Below are 23,842 nucleotides of genomic sequence, written 5' to 3'. Positions count from 1 at the left end.
CGATTCAACTCACACCGCGATCGCCGCCATCCGCGCCCTGACCGTCTCCAGCTCCCGCTCCAGGCCCGCGATCACCACGTCCGCCACGGCCGGCAGGCTGTCGGAGTCCTTGGTGAACAGGCTGAGCTTGAGCAGGTCGCAGCCCGGATCCTCCAGCGGCCGAAGCACGATGGTGCCGGCCTCGATCTCGTCGATCACCGAATTGGCGGTGATCAGCACGAGGTCGTTGCCGATGAGCGCGAGCTGCCTGAGCGCCGCGATGGCATTCACCTCGATCGCCGGCGTCACCCGGCTTTCGATGCCGATGTTGATGCGGTCCAGCACGGTGCGGAACTCCATGCCGCGCGAGGGGAAGACGACCGCGTATTCCAGGCACTCGCGCAGCCGCACCTTCTTGCGCGAAGCCAGCGGATGGTCGGGCTGCATCGCAACGCCGATCGGGATGTCGGCCGAGGCCACGCGGCGCACGGGCGTGGAGCTCGGCGGGTCCCAGCACAGGCCGAGGTCGAGTCGGCCTTCGAGCACCTGCTGCACGATGTCGCGCGAGTTGCCGGCGTAGAAGTTGAAAGTGACCTCGGGGTGCGATACGCGCCAGGCCGCCAGCAGTTCGGGCACGGCCTTCTCCGCGAAGCCGGTGAGCGTGCCGAAGTTGACGTGGCCGCGCTTGAGGCCGCGCAGCGCCTCGACCTGCGAGATGGCGGTGGCGAGGTTGCGCTCGGTCTGCCGGGCGGCGGCGAGCATGATCTCGCCCGCGCCGGTGAGGGTGACGCCGCGGGCCGCGCGCTTGAAGATGGCGGTGCCCAATTGCTCTTCGAGCAGCAGGATCTTGCGGTTGAGCGCCGAGGGCGAGATGAAGAGGCGCTCGGCGGCCAGGCGGATGGAACCCGCATCGGCCACCTCGGCCAGGTACAGCATCGAGAGCGAGCTAATGCGTCCCTTCATCGGTGGATCGTCTATGCGTTGCGCGGCATCGAGAAGGATTCGTCGGCGGCCTGGCTGCTGCCTTCAGGCCAGAGCTTCATCGCCGCGAGAAACACCGCGAGGTTGAGCAGCAATGCCAGCAGTCCGAGGTTGCATGACTGGATGAAGTCCGGCGCAAAGGGCAAGGCCCGGGCCACGCTGCCATCGTACCCCAGCATCACGTAGGCAATGAGCATCATGCCGGCGGCGATGCCCGCGATCGGCGCCCGGCCGTTGATGGCGTCGCGACGGAACAGGCCGACGATGAAGGACGGGAAGAGCTGGTTCAGCAGATTGGACGCGAGCAGCGCGAGCGGCACCATCTCGATGCCGGACTTGAACAGAGCGATGACCGCGACCAGCGCATAGAGCGGCACGGTGATCTTGGCGACGCGCTCGACGCGCGTGTCGGGCGCCGAGGGGTTGAAGTATTCCTTGTAGATGTTCTTGCCGACCATGGTCGACGCGTTGAGCAGGATCATCGCGCCGGGCACCACCGCGGTCAGCAGCCCGACGCCGCCGATCACGCCGACGAACCACGGATCGAAGGACAGCTTGCTGATGCGAAAGAGCGCGAGGTCCACCGACGCACCCTCGAGCCCCGGCACGACGAGGATCGCCGCGAAGCCGACCATGTACATGCAGGTGATGAGCGTCTGGTAGAGCGGCAGGATCACCGCATTCTTGCGCACGGCATTGAGGCTGCGCGCGGCGTAGATGCTGGTGAACTGGTAGGGGTAGAGGTAGAAGCCGAGCGAGATCAGGATGACGGTGGAGTTGTACCAGCTGAGGTTGAGTCCCTTGTCCGGCAGCTGGAAGTGATGGGGCCTGGCCGTCGAGATCGCGCTGAACATGTGCGCGTAGCTGCCGAAGTAATGCAGCGGCAGGTAGATGCCGAGAAAGAGCGCGAGCGCGAAGATCGAGATGTCCTTGATCACCGCCACGGTCGCCGCGCCGCGAATGCCCGAGACGACGATGTAGACGACCATGATCGACAGGCCGATCCAGATCGCCGCGTTCTCGCTGATGGCGCCGTACGAGGTCTCGGCGACGATGATGCCGAGTCCGCGCAGCTGGATGACCAGCAGCGGAATCATGGCCAGCAGCGCGATGACGCAGACGATCACGCCGAGCGGCTTGCTGCGGTACTTGGATTCGAAGTAGTCCGAGAAGGAAATGAGCCCGCGCTCCTGCGCGTAGGCCCACAGCCGCGGCAGGCTCCAGTAGCCGATGACGAAGGCCAGCGATGCGCAGGCCAGGTAGTAGAAGGTGGGCGCGCCGCGTCCGTAGGCCCAGCCGGTCGCGCCGAGGAAGGAATAGGTCGAGAACACTTCGCCGGCGATCAGCACGAAGGTGATGACGGTGCCGAAGCCGCGGCCCGCCACCGCCCACTCCTTGAGGTTCATCGTGATGCCGCGCCGGGCGACGAGGCCGGCGGCGAGCGCGCAGGCGAAGAAGATGGCGATGACGATCAATGCGGCGTTCATTGTTGAGCGTCCTCTGCGTGCGAGTCGAACCAGTAGATCACGGCCAGGATGCCGGACGAGATGAACATCCAGGCGATGTTCCAGACCATCAAAAAGGGAAGCCCGAGAAACAGCGGGTCGACCTTCGAGAGGATCGCGCCGCCGGACAGGAACCCGATGAAGGGAATCACTGCCAGCCCGTAGATTGCTTTCATGGATGTCTCCTTGATTCGAATGGGTTCTTCAGCCGCGCGCCGCAATGGATTCGTAGCGGCCGTCGAGATAAAGCAGCGGATTGATCGCATCGCCCAGGCGCGCCGCCAGCACGTTGCCGACGAAGATCGAATGGCTGCCATGGTCGATGCTGTCCGACAGCTCGCATTCGAGCGTGGCCTGCGACGAGGCGAGATAGGGCAGGCCGCGCTCGGTGGCCTTCCATTCGGTCGCCGCGAAGCGTTCCTCCTGCGTGAACTTGCCGCCGAAGAAGTGGCAGACCGGCTCGTTGGAACGGTGCAGGATGTTCACGCAGAAGCTTCGCGTCTTCACGATCGCGGCATGGATCGATGCGTCGGTGTTGACGCAGACCAGCAGCGAGGGCGGGTCCATCGACACGGCGCTGAAGGCCGTCGCCGCCATGCCGACGAAGCGTTCGCCCTGCGTCGCGGTGACGATGGTCACCGTGCCGGCCACGCCGCGCATCGCGGCCTTGAAGCGGGCCGGCAATTCGGCGGTCTGCGCAGAGGGCGCCTTGCGTTCAAGCGTGGGTGAGGTCATGACCGTTCTCCTGTGGTCGAGGCCGCATGGCGATTGTCCGGCCGGGCCAGCTGGAGGTTGTCTCTGAGCGTGCCGCCTTCGTAGAAAGTGCGCAGCAGATCGCGCCGCTGCAGTTCGGGCACGACGAGATCGACGAAATCGACCAGGTCGGCGGGCGCGACCGAAGGCTGGATCAGGAAGCCGTCGACGCCCTTCGAATGGAACCATTCCTCCATGTCGTCGACGATGCTCTGCGGCGTGCCGAGCAGGGTTCGCTGGCCGCGCGCGCCCGCGTACTCGAGATAGAGCTGGCGCACCGTCGTGCCTTCCTTCTGCGACATCTCGATCGTGTGCGCGAGCGTGCCCTTGCTGGTGTTGGTGTCCTCGGGGATCAGCGACAGGGGCAGCGGCCGGTCGATATCGCAGCCGGCCAGATCGATGCCGCCGAGCGCATTGGACAGCAGCTCCAGCCCGACGGCCGGATGGACCAGCGATTCGAGATGCTTCTGCTTGCGCACCGCTTCGTCGCGGGTCGCGCCGACGATCACGTTGAGGCCGGGGGTGATCTTCATCTGGTCTTCGGCACGCCGGTATTTGTCCATGCGGCGCTTCACGTCCTGGTAGAAGGCCTTGGCCTTGTCGAGCGAGTGCAGGGGCGTGAAGACGATCTCGGCGCTGTGCGCCGCGAGCTCGCGGCCGTCCTCGGAGGCGCCGGCCTGCGCGATCACCGGATAGCCCTGCGGCGCGCGCGAGATGTTGAGCGGGCCGCGGACATTGAAGTGCTCCTGCGCATGGTGGGCGACGTGGAGCTTCGACGGCTCGAAGTAGCGGCCCGATGCGCGGTCGCGGATGAAGGCATCGTCCTCCCACGAATCCCAGAGCTTCTTGACGACCTCGACGAACTCGCGAGCGCGCGCATAGCGGTCGCCATGCTTGAAGTGTTCGGGCCGGCCGAAGTTGAGCGCCTCGTCCGGGTTGGACGAGGTGACGACGTTCCAGCCCGCACGGCCGTGGCTGATGTGGTCGAGCGAGGCGAAGCGGCGCGCGATGTTGAAGGGCTCGTTGTAGCTGGTCGTCGCGGTCGCGACCAGCCCGAGGTTGCGCGTGAGCGCGGCCAGCGCCGACAGCAGCGTGGTCGGCTCGAAGTAGGCCATGTACTGCGGCCAGCGCGAGAGCGCTTCCATGTGGCCGCCGCGCACCGCGAGCGCATCGGCGAGGAACATGAAGTCGAAGCAGCCGGCCTCGGCGGTCTTGGCGAGCTGCGCGTAGTGCGCGAAGTTGGAGCCCGCGTCGACCTGCGCGGAAGGATGGAGCCAGGAGGCGACGTGGTTGCCGGTCGGGTGGATCAGCAGGCCGAGCGCGAGGCGAGGTTTCGAGGTGGAGGCTTTCATGGCAGCGGCGGTGTGTGGCGGAAGGCGTGAACGAGGACGCGATATTCCGCGCGGGCCGGGCCGCGGACAAGCATTGGTTTTCGCACGCTGCGATGCAGAAATCGCAACGCTCGCGCAGCGCACCCGTGGCGGGCACGCAGGGGCTGAGACTAGGCGGTGGCCGCGCCGGGTTCGGTGGGACCGAGCCGGAACAGGCTGGTCGCTTCGAGGTCCAGCACCATCGACTTGCGCTGGTTGAACAGGCGCCATTGCCAGCGCAGGATGCCGAGGGTCGGGCGCTTCTCCGACCTTCGGACTTCGACCACTTCGGCTGCGAGCCGCAGCGCATCGCCGGGCCGCACGGGGTTCGGCCACTTGAGGTACGCGAGCCCCGGCGAAGCGAAGGACTCGGAGCCGACCAATGCCGCATCGGTCAGGAGCCGCATCGCGATCGATGCCGTATGCCATCCGCTCGCGATCAAGCCGCCGAAGGGGCTGCCGGACGCCGCGTCGGGATCGGTATGGAACCACTGCGGGTCGTAGGCCTTCGCGAACTGCAGCACCTCGGCCTCGGTCACGAGATAGGGTCCGGCCTCGATGACCTGGCCCACGTGGAACTCGGCGAACTTCACGGACTGCGGCTCAATAGGTTTCGAGGTGCATGCGGCCTTCGCGCTTCAGCGCCTCGCCGACCGTGTCCCAGTCGAGACCCGCTTCGACGGCCACATCGCGCAGCGCGAGCACCACGCCTTCTTCCATGCTCTTCAGGCCGCACACGTAGAAGTGGCTCTGGCCGTCCTTCAGCAGCGCGGCGAGGTCGGCCGCGCGTTCGCGCATCACGTCCTGCACGTAGCGCTTGGGCTGGCCGGGCGTACGCGAGAAGGCGAAGTTGATGTCGATGAAATCCTTGGGCAGCGTCTGCAGCGGACCGAAGTACGGCAGCTCCTGCTGCGTGCGCGCGCCGAAGAAGAGCAGCAGCTTGCCGCTTTCGAACTTGCCGCTCTTGCGCAGGCGCCGGCGCCATTCGGTCATCGCGCGCATGGGCGCGCTGCCGGTGCCGGTGCAGATCATCACGATGTGCGACTTGGGATGATTGGGCATCAGGAAGGACGCGCCGAAGGGCCCGACCACCTGCACCTTGTCGCCGACCTTGAGGTCGCACACGTAGTTGCTGGCAACGCCGCGCACGGGCTTGCCTTGATGATCCTCGGTGACGCGCTTCACCGTGAGCGAGATGTTGTTGTAGCCCGGCCGCTCGCCGTTGCGCGGGCTGGCGATGGAGTACTGGCGCGCGAAGTGCGCCTTGCCGTTGGCATCGGTGCCGGGCGGGATGATGCCGATCGACTGGCCTTCGAGCACGGGGAAGGGCATGCTGCCGAAGTCGAGCACGATGTGGTGCGTCTGGTTCTCGAAGCCGGCCTCGGTGCAGTTGAAGTTGCCGACCACGGTGGCGGTGGTGGGCTTCTTCGGCGGATGCAGGTTGGTGTACGCGTGTGCGGCCGACCAGGGTGGCGTGGTGGCGCCGTACTGCGAGGAGTTGAAGACGACCTGGCCCGGCTCCACGGCCGGCTGCGGCGGCGCGGCAGGCGCCGGGTTCACGGCATCACCGGGCGCGGCAACGCCTTCGGCTTCGAGTTGCTCGGGCGTGAGTTCGGCGGGCAGTTCGTCCCAGCTGAGCTGCTCTTCGATCGAGTAGGCGCGCACCAATGGCATGGTGCGCCAGTTGTCGATCGAGCCCGTCGGGCACGGCGAGATGCAGGCCATGCAGCCGTTGCACACATCGGCGCGCACGACGTAGTTGCGGTCGTCGTGCGTGATCGCGTTGACGGGGCAGGTGGCCTCGCAGGTGTTGCAGCGGATGCAGATCTCGGGGTCGATCAGGTGCTGCTTGATGACGCTGAGTTCGAGGGTGGCCATGTCCATGTTTTATCTCCTTTCCCTCTCCCCGCGGGGAGAGGGTCAGGGTGAGGGGCACGCCGTCGATCGTGGGTGCGCCGCCCCCTCACCCCTGCCCTCTCCCCGAGGGGAGAGGGAGTTCAATCAGCCGAAGCGGACGTATTCGAAATCCACCGGCTGGCGGTTGATGCCCATCACCGGCGGCGCGATCCAGCCCGCGAACTTGCCCGGATCGACCACGCGGCCCATCAACGATGCCACGAAAGCGAAGTCTTCGGGCGTCGGCAGCCACTCGTCCTTCTTGGCGGCCCATTCGGTCTCGTTCACCACACGGCCTTCGGGCGACATCTTGATGCCGGCCAGCGCGCCGATCTGGCGATTGAACGCCTTGTGCGGCACGACCAGGCGCGTCGGGATGCCGGCCTTCTCGAGCACCTTGTTCCAGCGGCCGATGCCGGCCACCGAGTCCTTGATGAAGTCGTCGCGCAGCACTTCGTTGAGCGCATTGAGCATCGGCACGTCCTTCTCGACGAGCTGGCCGTTGACGACTTCGAGCACCTTGTAGGTCTGGCCCTTGAGCACGTGGTCGTCGGTGCGCTTGCCTTCCTCGTAGCGGCCCTTGAGGCCCGAGCTGTAGAAGGTGGCGGCATTGCTCGACTGGTCGGCGCCGAAGAGGTCGATGGTGACGCTGTAGTGGAAGTTCAGGTAGCGCTGGATGGTGCCGAGGTCGATGGCGCCGGCAGCGCGCACCTTCTGCGGGTCGTCGGTCTTCAGCTCGTTCATCACGGCCGCGGTGCGCGCGAGCACGCGCGATACGCCGCTCTCGCCGACGAACATGTGGTGCGCCTCTTCGGTCAGCATGAACTTGGTGGTGCGCGCGAGCGGATCGAAGGCGCTTTCGGCCAGCGCCGACAGCTGGAACTTGCCGTCGCGGTCGGTGAAGTAGGTGAACATGAAGAAGGCCAGCCAGTCGGGCGTCTTCTCGTTGAAGGCGCCGAGGATGCGCGGGTTGTTCTGGTCGCCCGAAGTGCGCTGCAGCAGCGCCTCGGCTTCCTCGCGGCCGTCGCGGCCGAAGTGCTTGTGCAGCAGGTAGACCATGGCCCAGAGATGGCGGCCTTCCTCGACGTTGATCTGGAACAGGTTGCGCAGGTCGTACATGCTGGGCGCGGTGAGGCCCAGGTGGCGCTGCTGCTCGACCGAGGCCGGCTCGGTGTCGCCCTGCGTGACGATGATGCGGCGCAGGTTGGCGCGGTGTTCGCCGGGGATGTCCTGCCAGGCCTTCTCGCCCTTGTGGTCGCCGAAGTGGATCTCGCGGTTGGCATCGCCCGGGTTCAGGAAGATGCCCCAGCGGTAGTCGCGCATCTTCACGTGGCCGAACTGGGCCCAGCCCTGCGGATCGACGCTGACGGCGGTGCGCAGGTAGACCTCGTAGTTGGTCGAGCCGTCGGGACCGACGTCGTCCCACCAGTTGATGAAGTTGGGCTGCCAGCCTTCGAGCGCGCGCTGCAGCGTGCGGTCTTCTCCGAGGTTGACGTTGTTGGGGATCTTCTCGCTGTAGTTGATCGTGCTCATCGTTGTTCCTTGGGTGGTTCGGGCGGGGTTGTTCAGACGCGGTTCAAATCGAAGCCGGCTTTTTCGCCGGTGCCATAGACCTTCAATGCGCCCTTTTCGCCGACGGCGTTGGGGCGGTTGAAGATCCAGTTCTGCCATGCGGTGAGGCGGCCGAAGATGCGCGTCGCCATGTTCTCCCGGCTCGCGAAGCGCAGGTTGGCTTCGAGGCCGGTGAGCGCATCGGGCGACATGGCGGCGCGCTCTTCGATCGCGATGCGGATCTCGTCGTCCCAGTCGATGTCGTCGGGCGACATGGTGACGAGGCCGAGCTTGAGCGCCTCGTCGGCATCGAGTGCGCGGCCGGCCGCGGCGCGCGCGGCTTCCATCGGCGCGCTCTCTTCGTAGAAGCGGCGCTGCAGGCGGCTCTGGTCGTTGACCATCGGGAAGAAGCCGAAGTTGAATTCGTCGAGCGTGATCTTCGGTGCGCGCGCCGCATCGTCGGGCAGCGCGAGCATGTAGGCGCGGTCGGCGGCGAAGGCGATCTCGGCCAGCGTGCCGGCGAAGCACGAGCCCGAATCGATCAGCGCGAACAGGCTGCGCGAGGAGACGTCCAGGCGCGCGAGCGTGCGGCGCAGCGCGCCGATGGTTTCGCGCACCAGCCAGTGGTCCTTGTGGGCGAGCAGGGTCTTGTCGCTGTCGAGCACGGCTTGCGCATCGCCTTCGGTCTTGAGCAGCCAGGTGCCGATGTCGAGCTCGTTGGTGCGCATGTTGAGGATGGCGTCGTCGAGCTGGCGCACCATGGCGAGCGGCCACCAGGCGGCGCCCGCGGCTTCGATGGCGGCGATGTCGGCGGGCTGCGCGCCCTTCGGTGCCTTGACGGTGAAGGTGGCGGTGCGGCGCGCGCGGTCGATCTCGACCGTGACGTGTTCGTAGCGCAGGCTGTCGGGGCCGTCCTCGCGTTCGAGGCGCGTGAGGCTCACGCCCTTGCCGTCGGCCGGGCGATGGCTGCTTTCGCCGAGCTTGGCGGCGCGCTCCTGCACGGCGGCGCCGAACTGCGCAGGCTTGGCGATCGCATCGACCAGGCGCCATTCGACTGCGCGCTGGCCGCGCACGCCTTCGACGCTGGTGCAGAAGATGTCGGCGAGGTCATGCCGCACATGGCGCTTGTCGGTGACGCGGGTCAGGCCGCCGGTGCCGGGCAGCACGCCGAGCAGCGGCACTTCGGGCAGCGAGACGGAGGACGAGCGGTCGTCGACCAGCACGATCTCGTCGCAGGCCAGCGCGAGCTCGTAGCCGCCGCCGGCGCAGGCGCCGTTGACCGCGGCGATGAACTTGAGGCCCGAGTGCTTCGACGAGTCTTCGATGCCGTTGCGGGTCTCGTTGGTGAACTTGCAGAAGTTCACCTTCCAGGCGTGGCTGGAGACGCCGAGCATGAAGATGTTGGCGCCCGAGCAGAAGATGCGGTCCTTGGCGCTGGTGACGATGACCGAGCGCACTTCGGGGTGTTCGAAGCGCACGCGGTTGAGCGCGTCGCAGAGCTCGATGTCCACGCCGAGGTCGTAGCTGTTGAGCTTGAGCTTGTAGCCGGGACGGATGCCGCCGTCCTCGGCAATGTCGAGCGAGAGGCGGGCGACCGCGCCCTCGACGCTGAGCTTCCAGTGGCGGTACTGGGCCGGGTCGGTGCGGTAGTCGACGCGAAGGGCGGGAGTGGCGGCGGTGGTTTCGGTCATGGGGCGGGTCTCCTGGGCTGCGGGCATTACGAACAATAGTGCATTAGGCGTGAACCAGAACATGCATCATGCTGCATGTTCTGGTTCACGTCAACCCGCTCGCGACTTTTTTACATGTCGAGGGCCGGCCCGGGTTCAGCCACCTCGGCGCATGGCTTCTCGCACGGTGTCGCGCAGGACCTGGAAGCTCTGCGCGAGGTCGCGGCCGCTGGTGTCGACGCTGAGGTCGGCCTTGGAATAGAAGGCGGCGCGGCCGCTCAGGATGCGGCGCAGGTCGTCCATCGCTTCCTTGCTGGCGGCCATCGGTCGGGTGTCGCCCTGCGCGGCAACGCGGCCCATGTGTTCCTCGGGCGCGGCCTGCAGCCAGACGGTGGTGCAGTGCGCGAGCAGCTGGTTGAAGGTGGCCGGGTCGGACACGATGCCGCCGGGCGTGGCGATCACCACCTCGCTGTAGATCTGCACCGCTTCCTCGAGGGCGCGGCGTTCGTAGCGGCGGTAGGCGTTGGTGCCGTAGAGGTCGTGGATCTCGCGCACGCTGCAGCCGGCCAGCTTCTCGATCTCGCGGCTGAGTTCGACGAAAGGCACTTCGAGATCGTCCGCCAGCATCTGGCCGAGCGTGGACTTGCCGGCGCCGCGCAGGCCGACGAGCGCGATGCGGCGGCTGCGCGCCGGGTCGGCGCCGGCGGTGCCGAGCAGCTCGCCGAGCGCCAGGCGGGCGCGGCGCAGATCGGCTTCGTCGCGGTTCTCGAGCAGCTCGCGGATCAGCAGCCATTCGGGCGAGATCGTGGTCACGTCGCCGACCAGCTCGGCCAGCGAGCACTGCAGCGCGCCGGCCACCTGCTGCAGCACCAGGATCGATGCGTTGCCGATGCCGTACTCGAGGTTGGCGAGATGGCGCTCCGACACATTGGCCGCCTGCGCGACGGCCTTGCGCGTGAGCCCGCGCCGCGCGCGCAGGTTGCGCACGCGCTCGCCCAGCGCCACCAGCAGCGGGTTCTTGTTGGCTTCCTCGGTCGCCGGGACCGCTTCGGCGGGCGCGGTCAACACCGCGTCGTCGGCTCTCTGATTCATGACACTGGCTCGCTCTCCATCGGTTCGTCATGCAGGGTAAACCCCAAACATGCACTATATTGCTTGACACCTTTTGTGTCGATGCTTATTGTTCGGGCACAGGCAAGATACTGCACGAAGTCGATTGCCGCAAGTTCAACCGTCCATCCCACGAAGAAAAGCCCATGTCCAAGCAAGCCTTCCATCAGCGCCTCGCCGACCTGACGGCACAGATCGCCGGCCGGCCGCTCGACGAGGCGCTCGACCGCTGGCTCAACAGCACCCATGGCGCCGGCAGCGCCACCTTCGACAGCCTGAAGCAGGCCTGCATCGAGGGCGTGGCCGAAGGCTGGCTCTGCGATCGCGAAGGCGGCGGCATCCGCTACGGCCGCGTGTTCAAGGCGGAGGATGCGCTGCACCGCTTCTCGGTCGACGTGGTCGACATGCAGGACATCGCGGGGCCGCACCACACGCATCCGAATGGCGAGATCGACCTGATCATGCCGCTCGAAGGCGATGCGACTTTCGACGGCCGGCCCGCGGGCTGGTGCGTGTACGCGGCCGGCACCTCTCATCGCCCCACCGTCGCGCAAGGGCGCGCGCTGGTTCTCTATCTGCTGCCCGAAGGCCAGATCCAATTCACGAAGACGCCATGACCGAACTCCTTTCCAATCACGTCGCCGGCCGCTGGCAGGCCGGCAGCGGCGCGGGCACCGCGCTCTTCGATCCGGTGCTGGGCACCGAACTGGCACGCGTCGATGCGACCGGGCTCGATCTGCCCGAAGCCTTCCGCTTCGCGCGCGAGACCGGCGGCGGCGCATTGCGCGCGATGACGTACAAGCAGCGCGCCGGCCTGCTCGCCGGCATCGTCAAGGTGCTGCAAACCAATCGCGACGCCTATTACGAGATCGCCACGGCCAACTCGGGCACGGTGAAGAACGATTCGGCGGTCGACATCGACGGCGCGATCTTCACGCTCGGCCAGTACGCGAAATGGGGCGACGCGCTCGGCGACGTGCGCGTGCTGCGCGACGGCGATGCGGTCAAGCTCGGCAAGGAGCCGGTGTTCATGTCGCAGCACCTGCAGGTGCCGACGCGCGGCGTGGCCCTGTTCATCAATGCCTTCAACTTTCCGTCGTGGGGACTTTGGGAAAAGGCGGCGCCCGCGCTGCTGTCGGGCGTGCCGGTGATCGTCAAGCCCGCGACCTCGACCGCCTGGCTCACGCAGCGCATGGTGCGCGACGTGGTCGAGGCCGGCGTGCTGCCGGCCGGCGCGCTGTCGGTGATCTGCGGCAGCTCGAACGGGCTGATGGATCAGCTCCAAAGCTTCGACGTGGTCTCGTTCACCGGCTCGGCCGAGACGGGTGCGGTGATCCGCTCGCATCCCGCGGTGGCAGAGCGCTCGGTGCGCGTCAACATCGAGGCCGACAGCCTCAACTCTGCGCTGCTGCTGCCCGATGCGGCGTTGGGTTCCGAGGCCTTCAACCTGCTGGTGCGCGAAGTGGTGCGCGAGATGACCGTCAAGGCGGGCCAGAAGTGCACCGCGATCCGACGCATCCTGGTGCCGGCCGCGGTCTACGACGCGGCGGCCGAAGCGATCGGCGCCAAGCTCGCCGGCATCACGGTCGGCAATCCGCGCAACGAAGGCGTGCGCATGGGGTCGCTGGTGAGCCGCGCGCAGCTGAATGCGGTGCGCGAGGGGCTCGACGTGTTGAAGGCGCAGGCCGAGCTGCTGCACGACGGCAGCGGCAAGGCGCTGGTCGATGCCGACCCAGCCATCGCCGCCTGCATCGGGCCGGTGCTGCTCGGTGCGCGCGATGCCGATGCGGCAGGGCGCGTGCACGACATCGAGGTGTTCGGTCCGGTCGCGACGCTGCTGGCCTATCGCGACGTCGACCATGCGATCGCGATCGCGCACCGCGGGCAGGGTTCGCTCGTGACTTCACTTTATGGCGCGGACGATGCGGCGCTCGGCGCGGCTGCCGTGCAGCTCGCGGCCAGCCATGGCCGCGTGCACGTGATCACGCCCGAGGTCGCGCAAGCACAGACCGGCCACGGCAACGTGATGCCGATGTCCAACCACGGCGGCCCGGGCCGCGCGGGCGGCGGCGCCGAACTGGGCGGCTTGCGGGCATTGGATTTCTATCACCGGCGCAGCGCCGTCCAGGCCAGCCCCGGCGTGCTCGCCGAACTGAAATGACCCCCAGGCTTCGCGCACTTCGTGTCGCTACGCCAACCCCCTTTGCAGGGGGCAACACCCGCGGCCCGGCCAAGCCGGTTCCGCGGTGTTCCTGAAACTACGGAGCTAGATCCATGAGCCTGCCTGCCTCCTTCAACTTCGCCGAGCATCTGTTCGCTCTCAACCGCGGCCGCGCGCAGAAGATCGCCTACGTCGACGACCGCGGCACCCTGCCCTACGGCCAGCTCGAGGACCGCGCGCGCCGGCTCGCCGCGGCGCTGCTCGCCGCGGGCGTGCAACGCGAGGACCGCGTGCTGCTGCTGATGCTCGACAACGCCGACTGGCCCGTGAGCTTCCTCGGTTGCCTGTACGCGGGCGTGGTGCCGGTCGCGGTCAACACGCTGCTCACGGCCGACGACTACGCCTACATGCTCGACCACAGCGGCGCGAAGGCCGCGCTGGTATCGGGCGCCTTGCTGCCGGTGCTGCAGGACGCGATGGGCAAGGCGCCGAACGCCGTGCGCGCCCTCTTCGTCTCGCAGCCCGCGGGCGCGCTGCCCGAGGGCGCGCAGGGCATCGACGCCGCGATCGCCGCGCACGCGCCGCTGCCCGCGCCCGCGGCCACGACGCCGCAGGACCATGCGTTCTGGCTCTATTCGTCGGGCTCGACCGGCAAGCCCAAGGGCACGGTGCACACGCATGCCAACCCATGGTGGACGGCCGAGCTCTACGGCAAACCCGTGCTCGCGCTGACCGAGGACGATGTCTGCTTCTCCGCGGCCAAGATGTACTTCGCCTACGGGCTCGGCAATGCGCTGACCTTTCCGCTCTCGGTCGGCGCGACCGTGTTGCTGATGGCCGAACGCCCCACGCCCGATGCGACCTTCAAGCGCTGGACCGGCACGCACAAGCCCACGGTGTTCTTCGGCGCACCGACCGGCTTCGCCGGCATGCTTGCCTCGCCCGCGCTGCCAGCGCGCGAGACGGTGTCGCTGCGCATGTGCTCCTCGGCCGGCGAGGCGCTGCCGGGCGAGATCGCACAGCGCTTCAAACAGCACTTCGGCTGCGAGATCGTCGACGGCATCGGCTCCACCGAGATGCTGCACATCTTCATCTCGAACCGGCCGGGCGACATCCGCTACGGCACCACGGGCAAGCCGGTCGACGGCTACGAGATCGAGCTGCGCGGCGAGGACGGCAAGCCGGTCGCGGTCGGCGAGGTCGGCGATCTCTACATCAAGGGCCCGAGCACCGCGCTGATGTACTGGGCCAATCCCGAGAAGAGCCGCGAGACCTTCCGCGACGGCTGGACCAAGAGCGGCGACAAGTACTCGCGCGATGCCGACGGCTACTACACCTATGCGGGCCGCAGCGACGACATGCTCAAGGTCAGCGGCATCTACGTCTCGCCCTTCGAGGTCGAGGCCACGCTGATGCAGCACCCGGCCGTGCTCGAGGCCGCGGTGATCGGCAAGGAAGACGCGGACGGGCTGACCAAGACCAAGGCCTATGTGGTGCTGAAGTCCGGCCAGACCGTGAGCGAGGACGAACTGAAGGCCTTCGTCAAGGAGCGCCTCGCGCCCTACAAGTACCCGCGCTTCATCGAGTTCGTCGACGAGCTGCCGAAGACGGCGACGGGCAAGATCCAGCGCTTCCGCCTGCGCGAGCAGGAGCAGAAGGCGTGAGCAGCGGCACCGGGTTCGCCGCCATCCGGTGGCGGGGGAAAGAGGTGGGCATCGAGTACGTGCGCATCGCCCCCGAGCGCACCGACGCCCCGCTGGTCGTCTTCCTGCACGAAGGCCTCGGCTCGGTCGCGATGTGGAAGGACTTCCCCGAGCGCCTGTGCGAAGCCGGCGGCCTGCGCGGGCTGGTGTTCTCGCGCCCGGGCTATGGCCGCTCGACGCCGCGCGCGGCCGACGAAGTGTGGGACGTGGACTTCATGCACCGCCAGGCGCACGAGGTGCTGCCGGCCTTCTTCGGCGCCATCGGCCTGGCCGAGAAGCCCTGGCTCTTCGGCCACAGCGACGGCGCCTCCATCGCTCTGCTGTATGCGGCGCGCTTCCCCGAGCGCGTAGCAGGCCTGGTGGTGCTCGCGCCGCACATCTTCGTGGAAGACATGACGGTCGCGAACATCGAAGAGGCGCGCAAGGCCTATGTGAGCACCGACCTGCCTCAGAAGCTCGGCCGCTACCACGACGACGTCGACTCCGCCTTCTGGGGCTGGAACCGCATCTGGCTGCACCCGCCCTTCCGGCAATGGAACATCGAGGCCGAGCTCGGCACGATCCGCTGCCCGGTGCTCGCGATGCAGGGCATGGACGACGAGTACGGCACGCTCGCGCAGATCCGCGGCATCGCCGCGCGCGTGCCGCAGACAGAGCTCCTGGAAATCCCCAACTGCGGGCATTCCCCGCATCGCGACCAGCCGGAACAGGCGATAGTTGCGGCCATTTCATTCATCAACACGAGGAGACTTCCATGACCACCCGCATCGCACGCACCGCGCTGACCGCGCTCGCGCTGGCCTGCATCGCCACGCTCGGCCATGCCCAGCAGGCCAAGCTCAAGGTCGGCTTCATGCTGCCGTACAGCGGCACCTACGCCGCGCTCGGCGTGGCGATCGAGAACGGCTTCAAGCTGCGCGTCGACGAACAGGGCGGCAAGCTCGGCGGCCGCGAGATCGAGTACATCAAGGTCGACGACGAATCGGATCCAGCCAAGGCGACCGACAACGTCAACAAGCTGATCAAGCGCGACAACGTCGACGTGATCATCGGCACCGTGCACTCCGGCGTCGCGATGGCGATGGCCAAGGCGGCCAAGGAAAGCGGCACCGTGCTGATCGTGCCGAATGCCGGCGCCGATGCGGTCACCGGCCCGATGTGCGCGCCGAACATCTTCCGCAGCTCGTTCTCGAACTGGCAACCGGCCTATGCGATGGGCGAGGTCGCGGCCAAGCAGGGCAAGAAGACCGCGATGACCATCACCTGGAAGTACGCGGCCGGCGACGAGTCGGTGGCCGGCTTCAAGGAAGGCTTCGAGAAGGGCGGAGGCAAGGTGGTCAAGAATCTCACCGTGCCCTTCCCCAACGTCGAGTTCCAGGCGCTGCTGACCGAGATCGCGGCGGCCAAGCCCGATGCGGTGTATTCCTTCTTCGCCGGCGGCGGCGCGGTCAAGTTCGTCAAGGACTATGCGGCGGCCGGGCTCAACAAGACCATTCCACTCTACGGCCCCGGCTTCCTCACCGACGGCACGCTGGATGCGCAGGGCGATTCGGCGCAAGGCATGCTGACCACGCTGCACTATGCGGACGGCCTCAACACGCCGCGCGACAACGCCTTCCGCACCGCCTATGCCAAGGCCTTCAAGCTGCAGCCCGACGTGTATGCGGTGCAGGGCTACGACGCGGCGCAGATGCTCGGCATCGGCCTCAACGCGGTCAAGGGCGACATCACGAAGAAGGCCGAGTTCGCGAGCGCGATCGAGAAGGCGAAGATCGACAGCCCGCGCGGCACGTTCTCGATCAGCAAGTCGCACAACCCGGTGCAGGACATCTATCTGCGCAAGGTCGAGGGCAAGGAGAACAAGCTGGTGAACATTGCCGTCAAAGGCCTTGCCGACCCGGCCCGCGGCTGCAAGATGTAGCTCGCCCCCAGGCTGCGCGCACTTCGTGTCGCTGCGCCTTCCCCCTGCCGGGGGCAACGCCAGCGGACCGGCAGAGCCGGTTCCGCGGCATTCCCCGACGGGGACCCGGCACCCTTCAACGACCTCACCAAGAACTTGCTCGTGGACTTCGGTACCTTTCTCGTTCAATGCCTGAACTCCGTGCAGTACGGCCTGCTGCTGTTCCTGGTGGCGTCGGGGCTGACGCTGATCTTCGGCATCATGGGCGTGATCAATCTCGCCCACGGCAGCTTCTACATGCTGGGCGCCTACATGGCGTTCGCGCTCGCGCCGCTGTTCGGCAACAACTTCATCCTGATGCTCGCGGCGGGCGTGGTGCTCGCCGCGGTGTTCGGCTATCTGCTGGAGTGGGCCTTCTTCAGCTACCTCTACCAGCGTGACCACCTGCAGCAGGTGTTGATGACCTACGGCCTGATCCTGGTGTTCGAGGAGCTGCGCTCGCTGCTGGTGGGCAACGACGTGCACGGGGTGCAGGCGCCGCCCTGGCTCTCGGGCAGCTTCGCGCTCGGCGAGCTGATGAGCTACCCGTGGTACCGGCTCTTCGCCTCGGCCGCCTGCATCGTGCTGGCGATCGGGCTCTACCTCGTGGTCAACCGCACGCGGCTGGGCATGATGATCCGCGCCGGCGCCAGCAACCGCGACATGGTGCGCGGCCTGGGCATCGACATCCGCCGGCTCTACCGCATCGTGTTCGCGGCCGGCGTGGCGCTGGCCGCGCTGGCCGGCATGATCGCGGCGCCGATGTCCTCGGTGTATCCGGGCATGGGTTCGAGCGTGCTGATCATCTGCTTCGTGGTGGTGGTGATCGGCGGCATCGGCTCGATCACCGGCGCGCTGGTGGCCTCGCTGCTGGTCGGCTTCGTCGATACCTTCGGCAAGGTGTTCTTCGCCGAGCTGAGCGGGATCGGCGTCTATGTATTGATGGCGATCGTGCTGGTCTGGCGGCCGGAGGGACTCATGGGGCGCAAGACGTGATGCAACGCCTGAATCATTGGCTGCCGCTCGTGTGCGCGATCGTGCTCGCCCTCTTCGGCCCGCTGCTGAGCCCCTACATCTCGGACCTCGTGGTCAAGGTGATGATCCTCGCGATCTTCGCGCTGAGCCTCGAACTGCTGGTCGGCATGACCGGCCTCGTGAGCCTCGGCCATGCGGCCTTCTATGGCATCGGCGCCTATGCGACCGTGCTCGGCTCGGGCAAGGACGGCGGTTCGATCGCGTGGCTGCTGCCGCTCGCGATGGGCTCGGCCGCGGCCTATGCGCTGGTGGTCGGCGCCTTGAGCCTGCGCACGCGCGGCGTGTACTTCATCATGGTCACGCTGGCCTTTGCGCAGATGGCCTTCTTCGTGTTCCACGACACCGCGCTCGGCGGCGGCAGCGACGGCATCTACATGTACGTGCGCCCTGCCCTCGGCGCCCTCGACATGGAAAGCAGCCGCGTGCAGTTCTACTTCGTGCTGGCCGCGCTCGCCGGCACCTACGGTTTTCTCGCGCTGGTCCGGCGCTCACGCTTCGGCGCCGCACTGGCCGGCATCCGCGTCAACGAACAGCGCATGCGCGCGGCGGGCTTCGCGGTCTATGGCTACAAGCTCGCGGCCTTCGTGATCGGGGGCGCGCTGGCCGGGCTTGCGGGCTTCCTGGTGGCCTCGCGCGACGGCGTGGTCAATCCCGAGCTGCTGGCCTGGCACAACTCGGGCGAGGTGCTGCTGATGATCATCCTCGGCGGCCTCGGCCACCTGCGCGGCGCGGTGATCGGCGCGGTGGCGTTCACGCTGCTGAAGGAGCTGCTGTCGACGGCCGCGCTGGTCGGGCCGCTCGCGGACCACTGGCAACTGACGCTGGGCCTTGCCATCATCGCCTTCGTCGCGCTGCTGCCCAAGGGCATCGTCGGCATCGCGGCGCGCGTGTCTTCTTCCAAGGCTGCGGTATGACTTCGCTTCTGGCGGTCGACACGCTCACGCGCCGCTTCGGCGGACTGGTCGCCGTCAATGCGGTGACCCTGGACCTGCATCGCGGCGAAGTGCATGCGGTGATCGGCACCAACGGCGCCGGCAAGTCGACCTTGATCAACATGCTGTCGGGCGAGATCGGCGCCTCGGGCGGACGCATCACGCTCGATGGCCAGGACATCACGCGGCGCTCGCAGGCGCGCCGCGCGCGCGGCGGCGTCGGCCGCAGTTATCAGCGCACGACGATCTTTCCCGAGTTCAGCGTGCACGAGAACTGCCGCCTCGCGGCGCAGGCAGCGACGCCGCGGCCGTGGGCGATCTGGCAATCGTCGAAGCACTGCGACGCGAGCAATGCGACGGCGCGCGAGGCGCTCGAATCCGCCGGCCTCGCCGCAGTCGCCGAGCGCATCGCCGGCACGCTCAGCCACGGCGCCAAGCGCCAGCTCGAAGTCGCGATGTGCCTGGCCACGCGGCCGCGCGTGCTGCTGCTCGACGAGCCGCTGGCCGGCATGGGCGCCGAGGAGACCGAGCGCATGCTGACGCTGCTCGCGAACCTCAAGGCCGCGCATGCGATCCTGCTGGTGGAGCACGACATGGACGCCGTCTTCCGCATCGCCGACCGCATCACGGTGATGGTGAACGGCACGGTGATCGCGACGGGCGATCCCGCGTCGATCCGCAGCAATCCTGAAGTGCGTACCGCCTACCTCGGCGAGGACCATTGAGATGCTGAACATCGAAGGCCTCAACACCTGCTACGGCGACAGCCACATCCTGCGCGGCGTCGACGTCGCGATGCCGGCCGCCACCTCGGTCGGCCTGCTCGGGCGCAACGGCATGGGCAAGACCACGCTGATCCGCTCGCTGATGGGCTATGTGCGGCCGGTCTCGGGCCGGGTGCGGCTCGACGGCCAGGACGTGACCGGCTGGACGCCCGAGAAGATGGCGCGCCGCGGCATCGGCTATGTGCCCGAGGGCCGCGGGATCTTCCCGAATCTCAGCGTGCGCGAGAACCTGCTGATGAGTGCGCGCGCCGGCATCGACGGCCAGCGCGCCTGGACCTTCGACCGTGTGATGGCGACCTTTCCGCGCCTGACGGAACGGCTCTCGCACGGCGGCCAGCAGCTGTCGGGCGGCGAGCAGCAGATGCTGTCGATCGGCCGCGCGCTGATGACCAACCCGCGCCTGCTGATCCTCGACGAAGCGACCGAAGGCCTCGCGCCGCTGATCGTGATGGAGATCTGGCGCGTGATCGCCGACATCCGCACCACCGGCATCGCGACCCTGATCGTGGACCGCGACTGGCGCAAGGTGCTGGGGCATACCGACCAGGCCGTGGTCATGGAGAAGGGGCGCATCGTGCGGCGCGGCTCTTCGGCCGAACTGCTGGCAGCACCCGATGCCCTGGCGCAGTTGCTGGGCGTGTGACGATGCCGGCACGATGGACTTTCTCCAGAGCCTGAAGGCGCTGTGGTCCGCGCTGCTGGCGCTGGCGCACCTCGTGGCCAGCCTGCTGAACCTGTTGCCCTGAGGACCGCGGCTCAGCGCGGTTTGGCCGAGGATGCCGGACGGCCCGGCTTCTTCGCATCGCCGCCGCCGAACATCTTCTCCATCTGCTGCCCGATGCGCGCACCGATCGCGGTACCGACACCCGGCAGCACGGCCGAGCCCACGGCCGCGCCGGTGAGCGCGCCGCCGGTGAGCGAGAGCTGCGGCGCATCGAGCGTGCCGCCGAGCTTGAGCGGCATGCCGACCACGCCGTCGACGATGTCAACCGCCGCTTCGCCGTCGAGCCGCCGGTTGACCACGGTGGCGCTGCCGCTCGCGGTGAGCACGCCGGAGCGCGCCTTCAGGCCGGTGTAGCGCAACACCACGCCGTCGTCGCTGGCCTGGGTGTCGAGCGTGCCGCTCAGCTGTTCGAGCGGCGTGCTGCCGCCGTGGCTGAAGCCGGCGGTGCTGATCGCCTTCGACAGATCGAAGCCGTTGAGCGTCGCGGGCGCGACGGTGAAGCGGGTGCGCGTGTGCAGCTTGCCGATCAGCACGGAGAGGTTCTCGCCTTCGGTGTCGACCGATGTCTGGCCGGAGAGCTTGCCCTCGACCGCGCTGTGGCGGCCGAAGCTGCGCACCAGCGCATCGATGTCGACGTTCTTCGGCTCGAGCCGGGCCGTGAAACGCAATGGGCCGCCGTCGGGAGCCTGCAATTCGGACTCGCCGTTCCAGGTGCCGCCGCCGACATCGATCAGCGTGCGCCAGCGGTCCTGGCCACCTTCGCGTTCGAGCCGCAGCCGGGCGGGCGGCGCGACGCCGGGCCGCGAAACCTCGGCCTCGCGCGGGCGCCAATGCGCGTCGAAGGCGATGTCGGCATCGTAGGCGAGCGCGATGCCGCGCCGGTCGATCCACGTGATGTCGCGCAGGCGAAGGCGCGCCACGGGCACGTCGGCGAGGCTCCAGGCGCCCGCCAGCGCGCTCGCGGCCGGATCGCCCTGCCAGCGGCCGCGGAATGCGCGCACCGAGGTGCGCGGCAGCACCGCGCCGTCGACCTCGACCGCATCGACCGCGACCCGGCGATGCAGCAGGCCGGCCAGCTGCGGCCGCACGACGATGCGGCGCACGGTGATCGGCGGCTCCTGCGCCGTGGCAACGTCGTCGAGCAGCACCACCGGCGTGGGCCGCAAGGCCCAATGCGCTGCGCCGACCCGAAGACCGATGCCGGAGGCCTTCTCGAAGCGGGTGGCGATCTCGGTCGCGAACGCCTGGTCGTTCGGCAGCAGCAGGTGCGCGAGCAGCGCGAGGCCGGCCAGCAGCACCACGACGGCCACGGCCGCGCCGGTGATCCATCGTCGGGTGCGCGTCATGTCCAAAGCTTATCCCCGCCCGCGGCCGGCCGCCGTGTCGGCCGGAGGCCCGTCGTGCGCGCACCGATCGCTATAGTTTTGGGCATTCACCTGGAGATTCCCCATGCGCATCTGGCACAAAGAGATATCGATCGAACAGCTCACCCGCAGCCACGTGGACACCGCCGTGGCCACGCTCGGCATCGAATTCCTCGAGGTCGGCGACGATTTCATCCGCGCCCGCGTGCCGGTGAACGGGCGTACGCGGCAGCCCTACGGCATCCTGCACGGCGGCGTGTCGGTGGTGCTGGCCGAGACGCTGGGCTCGTGCGGCGCGTACTATTCGGCGCCGGAGGGGCAGCGCGCGGTCGGGCTGGACATCAATGCCAACCACATCCGCGCGACCAGCGAGGGCTGGGTCACCGGTATCGCGCGGCCGGTGCATCGTGGACGCACAACGCAGGTGTGGCAGATCGACATGACGAATGACGAGGGCGCGCTGACCTGTGTCTCGCGCATCACGATGATGATTCTTGGCTAACCCCCAGGCTTGCCCACTTCGCGTGGCTTGTTCGTGAATGACAACAACCGAGGAAAAAGAAACATGAGCGATTCCTACCTTCCCCGCTGGCGCGAAGTCGCCGCCACCCAGGGTACCGTCGTCGCACCCGACGAACGATTGGCCTGGCCGCAGACGACCGCGATGGGCGTGCAGCACGTGATCGCGATGTTCGGCTCCACGGTGCTGGCGCCGATCCTGATGGGCTTCAGCCCCAACATCGCGGTCCTGATGAGCGGCGTAGGCACGTTGATCTTCTTTCTCATCACCGGCGGCCGGGTGCCGAGCTACCTGGGCTCGAGCTTCGCCTTCATCGGCGTGGTGATCGCGGCCACCGGCTACGCGGGCAAGGGGCCGAACGGGAACATCGCGGTGGCCCTGGGCGGCATCGTGGCCTGCGGGGCGATCTATGTCGTGGTCGGCGCGATCGTGCAGGCGATCGGCACCGGCTGGATCGAGCGCTTCATGCCGCCGGTGGTGACGGGCGCGGTGGTCGCGGTGATCGGGCTGAACCTGGCGAGCGTGCCGATCAAGAACATGGCGGCGAACAACTTCGATGCGTGGATGCAGGCCGTCACCTTTCTGTGCGTGGGGCTGGTCGCGGTGTTCACGCGCGGCATGGTGCAGCGGCTCCTGATCCTGGTCGGGCTGATTCTCGCGAGCATCGTCTACGCGGTCTTCACCAACGGCCTCGGCATGGGCAAGCCGCTGGACCTGTCGGGCATCGCCAGCGCGGCGTGGTTCGGCGTGCCGGGCTTCACGACGCCGGTGTTCGACGGCAACGCGATCGTGCTGATCGCGCCGGTGGTGATCATCCTGGTGGCCGAGAACCTGGGCCACCTGAAGGCGGTGACCGCGATGACGGGCCGCAACCTCGACCCGCTGATCGGCCGCGCCTTCATCGGCGACGGCGTGGCGACGATGGTGAGCGGCGCGCTGGGCGGCACCGGCGTGACGACCTACGCCGAGAACATCGGCGTGATGGCGGCCACGCGCATCTACTCGACGGCGGTGTTCGTGGTGGCGGCGCTGATCGCGCTGCTGCTGGGCTTCTCGCCCAAGTTCGGCGCCCTGATCCAGGCGATTCCGCTGCCGGTGATGGGCGGGGTGAGCATCGTGGTATTCGGTCTGATCGCGGTGGCGGGTGCGCGGATCTGGGTCGACAACAAGGTCGACTTCTCGCAGAACAGGAACCTGATCGTGGCCGCGATCACGCTGGTCATCGGCACCGGCGACTTCACGCTGAAGTTCGGCCAGTTCGCGCTCGGCGGCATCGGCACCGCGACCTTCGGCGCGATCCTGCTCTATGCGCTGCTGGGCCGCTCGCGCAATTGAGGCGCCGTGCGCCGCGCGCCGTGTCGCGGCGCGGCGCGCTGGCGGTAGATCGCCAGCAGGTCGGCCATCAGTTCGGCGAACAGGCCGGGCGGGTCGTTCATCATGCGTGCCACCGGATAGCTGCCGAGCGTGAAGCCGGCGAAGCGGATCTGCACGCTGTCGAAGTACATATGGAGCGCATCGCCCGCATCGCGAAGGCAGCACTCGGCCGATGCGAAGAAGTCGCCGCAGTGGCGGCCGGGCGGCTTGGCGGCACCGAGGCTGTAGGTGAACAGGTCCGGCTGGACGGTCTGGATATCGAGAATGGGCTGCATCGCAAGCGTGCTCCTGCTTTTCGGGAAGCGGCCGAGTGTGCAGAAGGATCTCGGGCCTCGATGTAGGAATCGGCTGCGTTGCCGAGTCCCCGTGCATGGAGCCTGCGCAATGGGCCGAAGTTGCAACGTCGTGAAAGAAATGTTGTGTCGCCGACGCATTCGCGACGCCTTTTGCGGCACGCACGCCCATGCCCGTTAGACTTCAACGCTTTTCG

23 protein-coding genes are annotated in these 23,842 nt (G+C 67.7%); 11 read left to right on the top strand and 12 right to left on the bottom strand.

The genetic code is table 11. The features are described 5' to 3' along the window. Positions 1–9: 9 nt before the first annotated feature. From E5P2_RS00370 to E5P2_RS00325, 10 genes are all read right to left on the bottom strand, one after another. Positions 10–942 (bottom strand): LysR family transcriptional regulator, encoded by a 933-nt coding sequence (locus E5P2_RS00370; protein WP_162565205.1) that lies wholly within the window; start codon positions 940–942, stop codon positions 10–12. A gap of 11 nt (positions 943–953) precedes the next feature. After that, positions 954–2,447 carry a sodium:solute symporter family protein gene (locus E5P2_RS00365; RefSeq protein ID WP_162565204.1) on the bottom strand — a complete coding sequence of 498 codons (1,494 nt, stop codon included), beginning with the start codon at positions 2,445–2,447 and terminating at the stop codon, positions 954–956. After that, positions 2,444–2,641 carry a DUF3311 domain-containing protein gene (locus E5P2_RS00360; RefSeq protein ID WP_162565203.1) on the bottom strand — a complete coding sequence of 66 codons (198 nt, stop codon included), beginning with the start codon at positions 2,639–2,641 and terminating at the stop codon, positions 2,444–2,446. Before E5P2_RS00360 ends, E5P2_RS00365 begins: the two co-directional genes overlap by 4 nt. 28 nt (positions 2,642–2,669) lie before the next feature. After that, complete coding sequence (locus E5P2_RS00355; protein ID WP_162565202.1) at positions 2,670–3,200, bottom strand: flavin reductase family protein; 531 nt, start codon at positions 3,198–3,200, stop codon at positions 2,670–2,672. Next, positions 3,197–4,570, bottom strand: a complete 1,374-nt coding sequence (locus E5P2_RS00350) for an LLM class flavin-dependent oxidoreductase (RefSeq protein ID WP_162565201.1) — start codon at positions 4,568–4,570, stop codon at positions 3,197–3,199. The genes E5P2_RS00355 and E5P2_RS00350 overlap by 4 nt, the downstream gene beginning before the upstream one ends. A 149-nt stretch (positions 4,571–4,719) precedes the next feature. Beyond that, entirely contained in the window at positions 4,720–5,181 is a 462-nt protein-coding gene (locus E5P2_RS00345; protein WP_162565200.1) for a MaoC family dehydratase, read from the bottom strand. A 10-nt stretch (positions 5,182–5,191) separates the two neighbouring features. Continuing rightward, a complete protein-coding gene (boxA, locus tag E5P2_RS00340) occupies positions 5,192–6,472 on the bottom strand; it encodes a benzoyl-CoA 2,3-epoxidase subunit BoxA (RefSeq protein ID WP_162565199.1) in 1,281 nt (426 codons plus the stop codon). A 117-nt stretch (positions 6,473–6,589) separates the two neighbouring features. Beyond that, a complete protein-coding gene (gene boxB, locus E5P2_RS00335) occupies positions 6,590–8,017 on the bottom strand; it encodes a benzoyl-CoA 2,3-epoxidase subunit BoxB (RefSeq protein WP_162565198.1) in 1,428 nt (475 codons plus the stop codon). A gap of 32 nt (positions 8,018–8,049) precedes the next feature. Next, complete coding sequence (gene boxC, locus E5P2_RS00330; RefSeq protein WP_162565197.1) at positions 8,050–9,726, bottom strand: 2,3-epoxybenzoyl-CoA dihydrolase; 1,677 nt, start codon at positions 9,724–9,726, stop codon at positions 8,050–8,052. 135 nt (positions 9,727–9,861) lie between these two features. After that, a complete protein-coding gene (locus tag E5P2_RS00325) occupies positions 9,862–10,797 on the bottom strand; it encodes a helix-turn-helix transcriptional regulator (protein WP_162565196.1) in 936 nt (311 codons plus the stop codon). A 164-nt stretch (positions 10,798–10,961) separates the two neighbouring features. Between E5P2_RS00325 and E5P2_RS00320 the strand changes: the two genes are divergently transcribed. The 9 genes from E5P2_RS00320 to E5P2_RS00280 all read left to right on the top strand — a co-directional run bounded on the left by E5P2_RS00320 (position 10,962) and on the right by E5P2_RS00280 (position 20,013). Then, the gene (locus tag E5P2_RS00320) at positions 10,962–11,432 is read left to right on the top strand and encodes a DUF4863 family protein (RefSeq protein WP_162565195.1); all 471 of its coding nucleotides are present in this window, start codon (positions 10,962–10,964) and stop codon (positions 11,430–11,432) included. Beyond that, on the top strand, positions 11,429–12,976 hold the full coding sequence (locus E5P2_RS00315; RefSeq protein ID WP_162565194.1) for a 3,4-dehydroadipyl-CoA semialdehyde dehydrogenase: 1,548 nt from the start codon (positions 11,429–11,431) through the stop codon (positions 12,974–12,976). Before E5P2_RS00320 ends, E5P2_RS00315 begins: the two co-directional genes overlap by 4 nt. A gap of 113 nt (positions 12,977–13,089) precedes the next feature. Further along, positions 13,090–14,640, top strand: coding sequence for a benzoate-CoA ligase family protein (locus E5P2_RS00310; protein WP_162565193.1), 1,551 nt, complete (start codon positions 13,090–13,092; stop codon positions 14,638–14,640). Next, positions 14,637–15,437, top strand: a complete 801-nt coding sequence (locus tag E5P2_RS00305) for an alpha/beta fold hydrolase (protein WP_162565192.1) — start codon at positions 14,637–14,639, stop codon at positions 15,435–15,437. Before E5P2_RS00310 ends, E5P2_RS00305 begins: the two co-directional genes overlap by 4 nt. Then, positions 15,434–16,600: an ABC transporter substrate-binding protein gene (locus E5P2_RS00300; protein WP_162565191.1), complete on the top strand. Its 1,167-nt coding sequence runs from the start codon at positions 15,434–15,436 to the stop codon at positions 16,598–16,600. The genes E5P2_RS00305 and E5P2_RS00300 overlap by 4 nt, the downstream gene beginning before the upstream one ends. Positions 16,601–16,741: 141 nt before the next feature. Then, positions 16,742–17,614, top strand: a complete 873-nt coding sequence (locus E5P2_RS00295) for a branched-chain amino acid ABC transporter permease (protein WP_162565190.1) — start codon at positions 16,742–16,744, stop codon at positions 17,612–17,614. Next, complete coding sequence (locus E5P2_RS00290; RefSeq protein ID WP_162565189.1) at positions 17,614–18,567, top strand: branched-chain amino acid ABC transporter permease; 954 nt, start codon at positions 17,614–17,616, stop codon at positions 18,565–18,567. The genes E5P2_RS00295 and E5P2_RS00290 overlap by 1 nt, the downstream gene beginning before the upstream one ends. Continuing rightward, a complete protein-coding gene (locus tag E5P2_RS00285; protein WP_162565188.1) occupies positions 18,564–19,310 on the top strand; it encodes an ABC transporter ATP-binding protein in 747 nt (248 codons plus the stop codon). Before E5P2_RS00290 ends, E5P2_RS00285 begins: the two co-directional genes overlap by 4 nt. Before the next feature lies 1 nt (position 19,311). After that, positions 19,312–20,013 carry an ABC transporter ATP-binding protein gene (locus E5P2_RS00280; RefSeq protein WP_162565187.1) on the top strand — a complete coding sequence of 234 codons (702 nt, stop codon included), beginning with the start codon at positions 19,312–19,314 and terminating at the stop codon, positions 20,011–20,013. A 113-nt stretch (positions 20,014–20,126) separates the two neighbouring features. Here the strand turns inward: E5P2_RS00280 and E5P2_RS00275 are convergent, their stop codons facing one another. Beyond that, entirely contained in the window at positions 20,127–21,440 is a 1,314-nt protein-coding gene (locus E5P2_RS00275) for an AsmA-like C-terminal region-containing protein (protein ID WP_162565186.1), read from the bottom strand. A 103-nt stretch (positions 21,441–21,543) separates the two neighbouring features. On the opposite strand from E5P2_RS00275, the gene E5P2_RS00270 reads away from it, so the two are divergent. After that, a complete protein-coding gene (locus tag E5P2_RS00270; protein ID WP_162565185.1) occupies positions 21,544–21,960 on the top strand; it encodes a hotdog fold thioesterase in 417 nt (138 codons plus the stop codon). 63 nt (positions 21,961–22,023) lie between these two features. Next, positions 22,024–23,313, top strand: a complete 1,290-nt coding sequence (locus tag E5P2_RS00265) for a solute carrier family 23 protein (protein ID WP_162565184.1) — start codon at positions 22,024–22,026, stop codon at positions 23,311–23,313. Here E5P2_RS00265 and E5P2_RS00260 read toward each other — a convergent pair. Beyond that, positions 23,283–23,627, bottom strand: coding sequence for a hypothetical protein (locus E5P2_RS00260; protein ID WP_162565183.1), 345 nt, complete (start codon positions 23,625–23,627; stop codon positions 23,283–23,285). The two genes, E5P2_RS00265 and E5P2_RS00260, sit on opposite strands and share 31 nt — an antisense overlap. Positions 23,628–23,842: the final 215 nt, after the last annotated feature.

Source organism: Variovorax sp. SRS16, from assembly GCF_901827165.1.
In the GTDB taxonomy this organism is placed as follows: domain Bacteria; phylum Pseudomonadota; class Gammaproteobacteria; order Burkholderiales; family Burkholderiaceae_C; genus Variovorax.
Note: the sequence above shows the minus strand (reverse complement) of the source record. Positions and strands in the feature narration are given on the sequence as shown.

What these genes read in the sequence shown, in the direction of transcription:
- E5P2_RS00285 (WP_162565188.1), top strand. Translation starts at nt 18,564, where the DNA reads ATGACTTCGCTTCTGGCGGTCGACACGCTCACGCGCCGCTTCGGCGGA.
- boxC (WP_162565197.1), bottom strand. Translation starts at nt 9,726, where the DNA reads ATGACCGAAACCACCGCCGCCACTCCCGCCCTTCGCGTCGACTACCGC.
- E5P2_RS00290 (WP_162565189.1), top strand. Translation starts at nt 17,614, where the DNA reads ATGCAACGCCTGAATCATTGGCTGCCGCTCGTGTGCGCGATCGTGCTC.
- E5P2_RS00315 (WP_162565194.1), top strand. Translation starts at nt 11,429, where the DNA reads ATGACCGAACTCCTTTCCAATCACGTCGCCGGCCGCTGGCAGGCCGGC.
- E5P2_RS00265 (WP_162565184.1), top strand. Translation starts at nt 22,024, where the DNA reads ATGAGCGATTCCTACCTTCCCCGCTGGCGCGAAGTCGCCGCCACCCAG.
- E5P2_RS00370 (WP_162565205.1), bottom strand. Translation starts at nt 942, where the DNA reads ATGAAGGGACGCATTAGCTCGCTCTCGATGCTGTACCTGGCCGAGGTG.
- E5P2_RS00280 (WP_162565187.1), top strand. Translation starts at nt 19,312, where the DNA reads ATGCTGAACATCGAAGGCCTCAACACCTGCTACGGCGACAGCCACATC.
- E5P2_RS00260 (WP_162565183.1), bottom strand. Translation starts at nt 23,627, where the DNA reads ATGCAGCCCATTCTCGATATCCAGACCGTCCAGCCGGACCTGTTCACC.
- E5P2_RS00365 (WP_162565204.1), bottom strand. Translation starts at nt 2,447, where the DNA reads ATGAACGCCGCATTGATCGTCATCGCCATCTTCTTCGCCTGCGCGCTC.
- E5P2_RS00355 (WP_162565202.1), bottom strand. Translation starts at nt 3,200, where the DNA reads ATGACCTCACCCACGCTTGAACGCAAGGCGCCCTCTGCGCAGACCGCC.
- E5P2_RS00360 (WP_162565203.1), bottom strand. Translation starts at nt 2,641, where the DNA reads ATGAAAGCAATCTACGGGCTGGCAGTGATTCCCTTCATCGGGTTCCTG.
- E5P2_RS00325 (WP_162565196.1), bottom strand. Translation starts at nt 10,797, where the DNA reads ATGAATCAGAGAGCCGACGACGCGGTGTTGACCGCGCCCGCCGAAGCG.
- E5P2_RS00320 (WP_162565195.1), top strand. Translation starts at nt 10,962, where the DNA reads ATGTCCAAGCAAGCCTTCCATCAGCGCCTCGCCGACCTGACGGCACAG.
- boxA (WP_162565199.1), bottom strand. Translation starts at nt 6,472, where the DNA reads ATGGACATGGCCACCCTCGAACTCAGCGTCATCAAGCAGCACCTGATC.
- E5P2_RS00310 (WP_162565193.1), top strand. Translation starts at nt 13,090, where the DNA reads ATGAGCCTGCCTGCCTCCTTCAACTTCGCCGAGCATCTGTTCGCTCTC.
- E5P2_RS00300 (WP_162565191.1), top strand. Translation starts at nt 15,434, where the DNA reads ATGACCACCCGCATCGCACGCACCGCGCTGACCGCGCTCGCGCTGGCC.
- E5P2_RS00275 (WP_162565186.1), bottom strand. Translation starts at nt 21,440, where the DNA reads ATGACGCGCACCCGACGATGGATCACCGGCGCGGCCGTGGCCGTCGTG.
- E5P2_RS00350 (WP_162565201.1), bottom strand. Translation starts at nt 4,570, where the DNA reads ATGAAAGCCTCCACCTCGAAACCTCGCCTCGCGCTCGGCCTGCTGATC.
- E5P2_RS00270 (WP_162565185.1), top strand. Translation starts at nt 21,544, where the DNA reads ATGCGCATCTGGCACAAAGAGATATCGATCGAACAGCTCACCCGCAGC.
- boxB (WP_162565198.1), bottom strand. Translation starts at nt 8,017, where the DNA reads ATGAGCACGATCAACTACAGCGAGAAGATCCCCAACAACGTCAACCTC.